This window comes from Streptomyces phaeoluteigriseus, assembly GCF_001896135.2.
GTDB lineage: Bacteria > Actinomycetota > Actinomycetes > Streptomycetales > Streptomycetaceae > Streptomyces > Streptomyces phaeoluteigriseus.
Genome location: NZ_MPOH02000005.1, coordinates 53298 through 63482, shown reverse-complemented (window position 1 = coordinate 63482; position 10185 = coordinate 53298). Strand labels below are relative to the sequence as shown.

Here is a 10185-nt window from a genome sequence, read left to right as displayed (position 1 = left end):
GGCCACCGGCCGCCACCACACCGCAGCTCAGGGCGAGCGCCGTGCCCGTGGTGCCGTAGCGGAACGTCTCGCCGAACATCGTGATGCCGACGGCGGCCGCCACGACGGGGTTCACCACGGTCAGCGTGGCCAGCGGGGCCGCGAGACCCGCGCCGCGGTAGGCGGCCTGCGACAGCAGCATGCCGGCCGTGGCCAGGACGCCGATCACGGCCAGGGAGGGCACGTCGGCCGCCGAGACGCCGCCGGTCCAGTCGACCGCGACGGTCTTGGTGAACACCGACGACATGCCGAACGCTATGCCCGAGCCGGTCGCCAACAGCATGCTGCGCACCGCCGGGTGCCGGTGCGCGGCCCGGCCGGCGACCATCAGAGCCACGACCGCGCCGCCGGTGACCACGGCCGCGCCCACCCGCTGCGGGGTGCTCAGCGACTGCGCGTCGGCCGCGCCGACCAGGGAGAGCAGACCGGCCAGACCGATGGTCGCCATGATGGCGCCCCGCCAGGCCGTCGCCCCCGCCTTGCGGCTCACGAACATCGCCGCCATCGGCAGCGCGAACACGATGGTGAGCGCACCCAGCGGCTGGACCAGGCTGAGCGGGCCGTAGGCGAGCGCCACGACATGCAGCAGGCCGCCGAGACCGTTCAGTGCGACCGCCGCCCACCAGCCGGGCCGCCGCAGCGGGGCGTAGTGCTCGTCGGGGGAGGACACCGCGACCTGCTCCTGCACGATCGCCCCGGCCGCGTAGGCCACCGCGGAGACGAGCGACAGGACCACGGACAACGCGAGGGCGCTCATGAGCTGCTCCTCTGCGTGGGGCGGGGCCCCGGGGCCCGGCGCGGCGAACGGTCGGCTCTCATACCCAACACGATGCCTTGTCGATCTGTTCCCGTCGTCGTCCCTGAGCACGCATTGGGTCCTACTACCGATGGAGTACGAAGCGCCCACAGTCCTCCCCAGGGTGGGTGATTCACCCGGGATCCCCCTGAGCACGGCCCCTACGCTCCTTGGTACTACTGCACTTCGTGGACCTCGACCCCCAACTGGCGGCCCTACGCCCCCTCGGCGGCTTCTTCGCCCTCAGCACGGCACCGCCCACCGGCGGACCGGGAGAACCGGCCCGGCCGCTGCCGACGCTCGCCCAGGCCTACGCCGCGGCGCCCACCGGCGCGGACGGCGATCCGCCGGCCGACCTGCCGGCCGATCCACCGGCCGATCCACTGGCCTTCCGGATCGGCAAGGTCGCCCGCGCGCTGCGCGCCCCCGAGCCGCGCATCGCCGCCTCCGTGGCCCAGCAGGGGCTCGCCGCCCGGCTGTGGTCGGTCGCGCTGGGCTGTGCCGTCCTCTACGTCCGCCCACCCGAGCTGGCTCCGGGGCTGCTGCGCTGGGACCCGGACGGCAGCGCCCCGGACGACCTGTGGCTGACGGAGGTCCACGCATCCCGCCCGGCGGACGCGGAGACCCTGGCGGCCACCGTCCTGCACGGCCACCTCGAACCGCTGGCGGCGGCCCTGCGCGCCCGCCACCGCCTCGCCCCCGGTCTGCTGCGCGGCAACGCGGCCTCGGCCCTGGCCGGCGCGGCCCGTCAGCTCGACGCATGGGCGCGGGCGCACGGCCGCCCCGACGCCGCGGCCCGCACCCGCGCCCTCACCGCCGAACTCCTCGCCCACCCCCTCCTCGCCGGTACCGGAACCCTCACCGGTACGGCCTTCCGCCGTCGCAGTTGCTGCCTCTACCACCGGGTGCCCGGCGGCGGGGTCTGCGGTGACTGTTGCTTCGTACGACCCCCGCGCTCTTCCCCACGCGGCCCGTCTGGGTGACCATGAAGGGGACCGGCCTTCACAAGCGAGATCCAGGGGGTTGCCGGGTGCGAGTGGGACTGCTGACCCGGGAGTACCCCCCGGACGTGTACGGCGGGGCGGGTGTCCATGTCGAGTTCCTTGCCCGTGAGTTGCGCGAGCTGGTGGATCTGGACGTGCACTGCTGGGGCGAGGGCCGTACGGAGGGCGTGCGGCGTCACCGCTCCTGGTCCGCGCTCGACGGAACCAACGACGCGCTGCGCACGTTCTCCGTGGACCTGGCCATGGCCGCCGCGCTGGAGGGCCGTGAGCTGGTCCACTCGCACACCTGGTACGCCAACCTCGCCGGTCACCTCGCCAAGGAGCTGTACGGCGTCCCGCACGTGGTGACCGCGCACTCGCTGGAGCCCCTGCGCCCGTGGAAGGCCGAGCAGCTCGGCGGCGGGTACCGCCTGTCCGGGTGGGCCGAGCGGACCGCCGTGGAGGCCGCCGACGCGGTGATCGCCGTGTCCGGCGCGATGCGCGAGGACATCCTCGCCTGCTATCCCCAGCTGGACGCCGACCGGGTCCACGTCGTGCACAACGGCATCGACACCGCCCTGTACCGGCCCGACCACCGCACCGACGCGCTCAATAGGATCGGCGTCGACCCGGCCCGCCCGTACGTGCTGTTCGTCGGCCGCATCACCCGACAGAAGGGCGTCCCGCACCTGTTGCGCGCCGTCCGGGACATCGACCCGGCGGCCCAGGTCGTCCTGTGCGCGGGCGCGCCCGACACCCCCGAGATCGACCGCGAGTTCCGTGAGCTGTTCGCGGAGCTGAGCCGGGCCCGGGACGGGGTGCACTGGATCCCGCGGATGCTGCCGCGTCCGGAGGTCATCCAGCTCCTCACCCACGCGGCCGTCTTCGTCTGCCCCTCGGTGTACGAGCCCCTCGGCATCGTCAACCTGGAGGCGATGGCCTGCGGTACGCCCGTCGTGGCCTCCCGGGTGGGCGGCATCCCGGAGGTCGTCGAGGACGGCGCGACGGGGCTGCTGGTCCCCCTGGAGGAGGGACCCGAGGGGGCCGGTGCCTTCGAGGCCGGCCTCACGCGGGCACTCGACACGGTGCTGGGCGATCCCGGCGGCGCCCGCCGCATGGGAGAGGCCGGGCGGGTGCGCGCGGTGGAGGAGTTCGGCTGGGACGCGGTCGCCCGGCGAACCGTCCGACTGTACGAGGACACCCTCAAACAGGCGTAGCGCGCCCCCGGCGGGGGCAGCAATGGATCACAGATCTGGGTGAGGGGAGCGGCCATGCGTCGTGGTGGACCTTCGGTCCTCGGAATCGTGCTGGCGGGTGGCGAGGGCAAACGCCTGATGCCCCTCACCGCGGACCGCGCGAAGCCCGCGGTCACCTTCGGCGGGACGTACCGTCTCGTCGACTTCGTCCTGTCCAACCTCGTCAACGCCGACATCCTGCGCATCTGTGTCCTGACGCAGTACAAGTCGCACTCGCTGGACCGGCACATCACCACGACCTGGCGGATGTCGAGCCTGCTCGGCAACTACGTCACCCCGGTCCCGGCCCAGCAGCGTCTCGGCCCGCGCTGGTACCTGGGCAGCGCCGACGCGATCCTGCAGTCGCTGAACCTGATCTACGACGAGCGGCCCGAGTATGTGGCGGTGTTCGGCGCCGACCACGTGTACCGCATGGACCCGCGCCAGATGCTCGCCCAGCACATCGACAGCGGCGCGGGCGTGACCGTGGCCGGCATCCGGGTGCCGCGCGCCGAGTCCTCGTCCTTCGGCGTGATCACGCCGGGCTCGGACGGGCAGACGGTGGAGCGGTTCCTGGAGAAGCCGACCGAACCGCCGGGCCTCGCGGACGACCCGGACTGCGTGTTCGCCTCCATGGGCAACTACATCTTCACCACCAAGGCCCTCATCGAGGCGCTCCAGCGGGACGCCGAGGACGAGCGCTCCGTGCACGACATGGGCGGCTCGATCCTGCCTCAGCTCACCGACCGGGGTGAGGCCCAGCTGTACGACTTCAGCGAGAACCACGTGCCGGGCGAGACCACCCGCGACCAGGGCTACTGGCGGGACGTGGGCACGCTCGACGCGTACTACGACGCCCACATGGACCTGATCGCCGAACGGCCCGCCTTCAACCTGTACAACCGGAGCTGGCCGATCTACACCCACTCGGGTCAGCTCTCCCCGGCCCGTTTCAACGCGGGCGGCATCGCCGGCGAGTCGATCATCAGTGCGGGCTGCCTCATCCGGGGCCAGGTCACCCGGTCGGTGTTGTCGCCGGGCGTCCTGGTCGATCCGGGGGCGGTCGTCCAGGGCTCGATCCTGCACGACAACGTCCACATCGGGCGGGGCGCGGTGGTGCGCGGGGCGATCCTGGACAAGAACGTCGAGGTGCCGCCGGGCGCGACGATCGGCGTGAACCCGGAACGGGACGCGGAGCTGTACTCGGTGTCCAAGGCGGGTGTGATCGCCCTAGGCAAGGGGCAGAGGGTCACGTGAGTGGAGCATCCCGATCGATAATGTTTTCGAGCGGAATGCCCCTTTTGGCCCATACTTAATCCGTTGTTAACTATGCGTAGCCTGATCGTACTTGACCGTAATCGTGCGGAGGCGGTTGACTGCTGGCTCACTCTCCGTCGACGCGAGGCAAGCCCGTGACTGCTGATCCACTCGCACCCCTCGACCTGGCGTTCTGGAACATCGAGTCCCCCGAGAACCCCATGCACCTCGGCGCGCTGGGTGTCTTCGCCGCGCCCTCGCCGACCGCCGCCGCCCACGCCGCCGACCTGCTCGCGGGCAGGTCGGCCGCCGTACCCGGACTGCGCATGCGGATCCGCGACGTGTGGGCGCCCCTCACCGGGCCGCTCTCCTTCGGCGGCGCGGTGCGCGAGCCCGACCCGGAGTTCGACCCGCTGCACCACGTCCACCTGCACCCGCCCACCGCCGACTACCAGGCGGCGGCCGGGCGGCTCATGGAACGCCCACTGGAGCGCGGCCGGCCCCCGTGGGAGGCGCACGTCCTGCCGGGCGCGGAGGGCGACGGCTTCGCCGTCCTGTTCAAGTTCCACCACGCTCTCGCCGACGGTCTGCGCGCGCTGACCCTCGCCGCCGCCGTCCTGGACCCGATGGACCTGCCCGCCCCCCGGCCCCGCCCGCCGGCACCGGCCCGCGGCCGGCTGCCCGACGCGCGCGGACTGCCCGGCCTGCTGCGCGGCGCCCTGTCCGACGCCGTGTCCGACGTGGGTCGTGCCCTCGACATCGGGGCCTCCGTCGCCGTCCACACCCTGGGCATGCGCTCCACCAGCGCCCTCACCGCCGGACCCACCGGCACCCGCCGCACCGGCGGTGTCGTCGTCGACCTCGACGATGTGCACCGGGTGCGCAAGGTCGTCGGCGGCACCGTCAACGACGTACTGATCGCGGTCGTCGCCGGAGCCCTGCGCACCTGGCTCGACGAGCGCGGCGACGGCAGTGCCGGCGTGACCCCGCGCGCCCTCATCCCCGTCTCCAAGCGCCGCCCACGCACCGCCCATCCGCAGGGCAACCGGCTCTCCGGGTACCTGATGCGGCTGCCCGTCGACGACCCCGACCCGCTCGGCAGGCTCGCGGCGGTCCGGACCGCCATGAACCGCAACAAGGACGCCGGACCCGGTCGCGGGGCGGGCGCCGTCGCCCTCCTCGCCGACCACGTCCCCGCCCTCGGCCACCGCCTCGGCGGCCCCCTGGTCAGCCAGGCCGCCCGGCTCTGGTTCGACATCCTCGTCACCAGCGTGCCCCTGCCGAGCTTCGGCCTGAAACTCGCCGGGAACCCGGTGACCGAGGTCTTCCCCTACGCCCCGCTCGCCCGCGGCCAGGCCCTGGCGGTGGCCGTCTCGACGTACCGGGGCCGGGTCCACTTCGGCCTGGTCGCGGACGCCGAGGCGGTCCCCGATCTCGACCGGTTCGCCCGGGCGCTGACCGCGGAGGTGGAGACGCTCATCACGGCCTGCCGCTCTTGACCCGCGCGGTTTGGAGGTGTGCCCCGGCGCTCCGTAGAATTCCCGGTTCGAAAGCGAGCGCGGTCGGAGCGCGCACGGGGCAGCAGGGAAACGGCAGCGCGATGACGGTGACAGAGGACGGCTCGGCGACCATGGACGAGGTCGTGTACGGGCCCGGCATCGATCCCGAGCGGCTGGCGCTCTGCCTCGCCGTGCTGGAGGAACTCGACAAGCTCGACGTCGACCACCCCGACGCGATCGCCGTGCGCCGGGCCACCGCCGGTATCTACCGCTCGGTCAAGCAGCGTCGCCGCCAGGAGCGCCGGGCCGCCAAGACCGCCCACGACAAGGCGGTCACCGAGGCCACCGCGACGGGCTCCGCCCAGCGCATCGACGACGAGACCGAGGGCGTCCTGCCCTCGCCCTCGGTCGCCGAGGAGACGCGGATCGCGGGGATACTCCAGCGTCCCCGCTCCTGCTACACCTGCAAGACTCGCTATGTCGAGGTCGACTACTTCTACCACCAGCTCTGCCAGGACTGCGCCGCAGAGAACCGTGCCCGCCGCGACGCCCGCACCGACCTCACCGGCAAGCGCGCGCTGCTCACCGGCGGCCGCGCCAAGATCGGCATGTACATCGCGCTCCGGCTGCTGCGCGACGGCGCCCACACGACGATCACCACCCGCTTCCCGAAGGACGCGATCCGCCGCTTCAAGGCGATGGACGACGCGGCGGACTGGATCCACCGCCTGGAGGTCGTCGGCATCGACCTGCGCGACCCGGCGCAGGCCGTGGCGCTGGCCGACCAGGTCGCCGGGCAGGGCCCGCTCGACATCCTGATCAACAACGCGACGCAGACCGTACGCCGGCTGCCCTCCGCCTACGCCGCCCTGGTCGACGGCGAGAGCGCCCCGCTGCCCGCCGGCGAGCTGCCCGCCCACCATGTCATCGGTGCCTTCAACTCCGGGGCGGTCGACGGCATCGCCGCGCTGCCCCTCGGCACCAGCGGCCTGGACGCGCAGCAGGTCGCCGACCTCGCCCTGGTCGCCGGCAACGCCAGCATCGCCCGGCACCTGGACGGCACCGCCATCGACGCGGGCGGTCTGGTCCCCGACGTCGTCGACACCAACACGTGGGTGCAGACGATCGAGCAGATCTCCCCGGTGGAGCTGCTGGAGACCCAGCTGTGCAACTACACGGCGCCGTTCATCCTGATCAGCAAGCTGCGCCCGGCGATGGCCGAGGCCGCGCGCAAGGCCTCGGGCAAGCGCGCCTACGTGGTGAACGTCTCGGCGATGGAAGGCGTCTTCGGCCGTGGCTACAAGGGCGCCGGCCACCCGAACACCAACGCCGCCAAGGCCGCGATGAACATGGTCACGCGGACCAGCGCCCAGGAGATGTTCCAGACCGACGGCATTCTGATGACCTCGGTCGACACCGGCTGGATCACCGACGAGCGCCCGCACTACGACAAGCTGCGGCTGGCCGAGGAGGGTTTCCACGCCCCGCTCGACCTGGTCGACGGCGCGGCCCGCGTCTACGACCCCATCGTGCGCGGCGAGTCGGGCGAGGACCTGTACGGCGTCTTCCTGAAGGACTACGCGCCCGGCAAGTGGTGACGCGGCGCGCCCGTACGCGGTGGTGAGGGGCCGTCAGTCGACGGCCCCCAGCCGTGAGTTGCGGGCCGCCACCAGCTCCAGCACGGTCCGCCAGTCCTCCAGCACCCCCGCGTCGAACCCGGCGACCCGCCCGTCCTCGTCGGCCTGCCGCAGCCTCACCAGGTCGTCGTCGGTGGCCGGCCCGTGCCAGGGGTGCCGCCGCACCAGCCGCGCCACCCGCTCACCGAGAAGCGCCCGTACGGCGTCGGCGGCGCGCTCGGACCGGCCCGCCACGTCGGCCGGCCCCAGCAACCGGCCGATGGGGTGCACGAGGCCGGTCACCTGGAGTTCCTTGTCCGCGGGGCGGCTGCGGCGCAGCAGGGCGGCGGTCTGCAACGCGTGATCGTGCACATCGACCCCACGCGCACCGGCCCCACGCGCACCGGCCCCACGTACATCGACCCCATGCGCACCGGCCCCATGCGCACCGGCCCCGAGCGCACCGGCCCCGCGCATGCCCGCCCCGTGTCCATGGGTCCCGCGCGGCCCGGGGTCCGGGGTGTCCCACACCCCCCGCCCCGTGTACAGCAGGTCCATCAGCTCCTCGACGCCGCGCAGTTCCATGCGCCAGTCCTCCCGCGAGACAGCCGTAGCGGTACGACAGCAGAGCACGGCGACCTTGCGACCGGACCAACGGGACTTGAACTGCGCGACGGTGAGGCGGGACCGACGCGCCCGTGTACGCCGTACGAGTGAAGGTCAAACGGTGCTTATCGGGGCACAGGTGTTGAATCACCCGCGGGGACATGTGCGTGACTTGCCATGGTTACCCCAAGTTTTCAGCCCGATCGAGCGGTATCCCGCTCATCTGGTTACTCTGTAGCCGACGGACAGCAGGACGGAGTGCCACCCCACACCCACCGTCCGTCATGGGACAAGCCGGTTCACAGCGGCCTGCTCCTTCTGGAGTTTGCCGGCGCCACCGCGTCAGAACTGCCCTTGAGCAAGACCCGAGGGAGCGCCAGACGCCGGATCCGCAGACCGACCGGCACGCCCCGAGGGTGACCGACACATAAGGAGTGCGCGGTGACACCGGAGACGACGGATCGCGAACAACGCCCCAAGGAACGCACCCAGCGTGCGGGCCGCCGGCCCGGGGAGATCGGCAGCCTCGACGTGTGGGCGCGCTCCGCCCCCATCCGACTGGCGGGCTACGAGGAAGACCTCAACGAACCCCACATCCTGCCCAGCGTCGACTGACGTCGACGGGCCCTCGCGATCGCCGAGCGCATGGGCGTGCGGACAGTACGCCCATGCGACCCACGTCCCCGCGACACCGAGCCCCCGCGACACCGAGCCTCCGTGACACCGAGCCTCCGTGACACCGAGCCTCCGTGTGACGCCGAGCCCCCGTGACGCCGAGCCCCCGCGGACCCCGGCCGCCCTCCTCAGTCGAGCGGCGCCGTCCGCCGCCACGGCCGCAGCTCCTCCAACCGCTCGGCCACCCGCAGCAGTCGGGCCTCCGAGCCGGGCAGCCCCACCAGTTGCACGGCGGTGGGAGCGCCCGACGCCGGCGTGCCGACCGGGACCGCCATCGCCGGCCACCCGGTCAGGTTCCACGGCGGCGTCAGCGGCGAGTAGTTGGTGTTCGCCAGCACGTTGCGCAGCCAGCCCCGCTCGTGCCACGGCGCGGACCGCGGCGACCGCCGCGCGAGCGCCGGTGTGAGCAGCACGTCGTACTCCGCGAAGAACGGCTCCAGGCGCCGGCGCAGGTCCTCGCGCGCCGTGCCGCCACGCACCCCGGTCAGGAACCGCCGCCCCAGCGCCGCGTGCACACGGGTGCGGCGCGTCAGCAGGCGCGCGTCCAGCGACTCCGCGTCGACCGCCGTACCGGCCGTCCAGTGCGCGAGCGCGGTGACGCCGAGCGACAGCGGATACGGCGGTTCGGCCCGCCGCACCTGGTACCCGGCCCGCGTCAGCGCCCGGGCCGCCTCACGCGCCGCCGCCACGTACGGCCCGGTCACCGTCACCCCGGCCAGCGGGCTGCGCACGGACACCGCGATCCTGAACGCCCCGGACTCCTGCGGCCGTACGACCTCGGTGTCCGCGAGGACCGACAGCATCAGGCGGGCGTCCTCGACCGTCGTGGCCAGCGGACCGTTCTCCGACATCCCGAACCAGTCGCCGTCGCCGATCCCCGCCGGGACCACACCGTGGCCCGGCTTGACCGTGACCAGGCCGCAGTTGGCCGCCGGTATGCGCAGCGAGCCCATGCCGTCGTTGCCGAGGGCGATCGGCACCATCGCGGCGGCCACCGCCGCCGCGCTGCCGCCGGACGAACCGCCCGCCGTGCGCGAGGTGTCCCACGGATTGCGGGCGGTGCCGTGCACGCCGTCCGTGGTGCCGAAGACGCACAGTTCCGGCACGTTCGTCAGGCCCACCACCACCGCGCCGGCCGCGCGCAGCCGGCCGCCGGTGACATGGTCGGCGCCGGCGGGCGCGTCCGGGGTCGCGGCCGAGCCGACGCGGGTCGACTCGCCCCGCACGGCGAGGTTGTCCTTGACCGCCACCGGGACGCCCGCCAGGGGCAGCCGATCGCGGTCGCCGCGGGCCGCCACCTCGTCGGCCTCGGCCAGCGCGGCCTCCGCCCGCACCACCCGGAACGCCCCGATCCGGCCGTCCAGCCGTGCGATCCGCGCCAGATGCTCCGCCACCACCGCACGGGGTTCGACCCGCTTCTCGCGTACGGCGGCGGCGATCTCCACGGCGGTACGGCCGACCCACTCGGTCACTGGCGCT

General features: G+C 73.2%; 9 protein-coding genes. 6 read left to right on the top strand and 3 right to left on the bottom strand.

Translation table 11 applies throughout. The features are described 5' to 3' along the window. The coding region (locus tag BM536_RS03510) for a DMT family transporter (protein WP_211362816.1) at positions 1-796 on the bottom strand (796 nt) is incomplete at its 3' end. 227 nt (positions 797-1023) lie between these two features. Here BM536_RS03510 and BM536_RS03505 point away from each other — a divergent pair. From BM536_RS03505 to BM536_RS03485, 5 genes are all read left to right on the top strand, one after another. Further along, positions 1024-1818, top strand: coding sequence for a (2Fe-2S)-binding protein (locus BM536_RS03505; protein ID WP_094102503.1), 795 nt, complete (start codon positions 1024-1026; stop codon positions 1816-1818). A 47-nt stretch (positions 1819-1865) separates the two neighbouring features. Continuing rightward, on the top strand, positions 1866-3035 hold the full coding sequence (glgA, locus tag BM536_RS03500) for a glycogen synthase (RefSeq protein ID WP_073499395.1): 1170 nt from the start codon (positions 1866-1868) through the stop codon (positions 3033-3035). Positions 3036-3089: 54 nt separating this feature from the next. After that, complete coding sequence (glgC, locus tag BM536_RS03495) at positions 3090-4310, top strand: glucose-1-phosphate adenylyltransferase (protein WP_073499393.1); 1221 nt, start codon at positions 3090-3092, stop codon at positions 4308-4310. 155 nt (positions 4311-4465) lie between these two features. Next, positions 4466-5809 (top strand): wax ester/triacylglycerol synthase family O-acyltransferase, encoded by a 1344-nt coding sequence (locus BM536_RS03490; RefSeq protein ID WP_094102502.1) that lies wholly within the window; start codon positions 4466-4468, stop codon positions 5807-5809. A gap of 101 nt (positions 5810-5910) precedes the next feature. After that, entirely contained in the window at positions 5911-7407 is a 1497-nt protein-coding gene (locus BM536_RS03485) for an SDR family NAD(P)-dependent oxidoreductase (protein WP_073499391.1), read from the top strand. 33 nt (positions 7408-7440) lie between these two features. Here BM536_RS03485 and BM536_RS39225 read toward each other — a convergent pair whose 3' ends face one another. Continuing rightward, complete coding sequence (locus BM536_RS39225; protein ID WP_107439552.1) at positions 7441-8010, bottom strand: hypothetical protein; 570 nt, start codon at positions 8008-8010, stop codon at positions 7441-7443. Positions 8011-8472: 462 nt separating this feature from the next. Here BM536_RS39225 and BM536_RS39220 point away from each other — a divergent pair, with 462 nt between their 5' ends. Then, positions 8473-8646, top strand: a complete 174-nt coding sequence (locus BM536_RS39220; protein ID WP_107439544.1) for a hypothetical protein — start codon at positions 8473-8475, stop codon at positions 8644-8646. A 188-nt stretch (positions 8647-8834) separates the two neighbouring features. On the opposite strand, the gene BM536_RS03475 is transcribed toward BM536_RS39220, so the two are convergent. Next, positions 8835-10178 carry an amidase gene (locus tag BM536_RS03475; protein ID WP_094102501.1) on the bottom strand — a complete coding sequence of 448 codons (1344 nt, stop codon included), beginning with the start codon at positions 10176-10178 and terminating at the stop codon, positions 8835-8837. Positions 10179-10185: the final 7 nt, after the last annotated feature.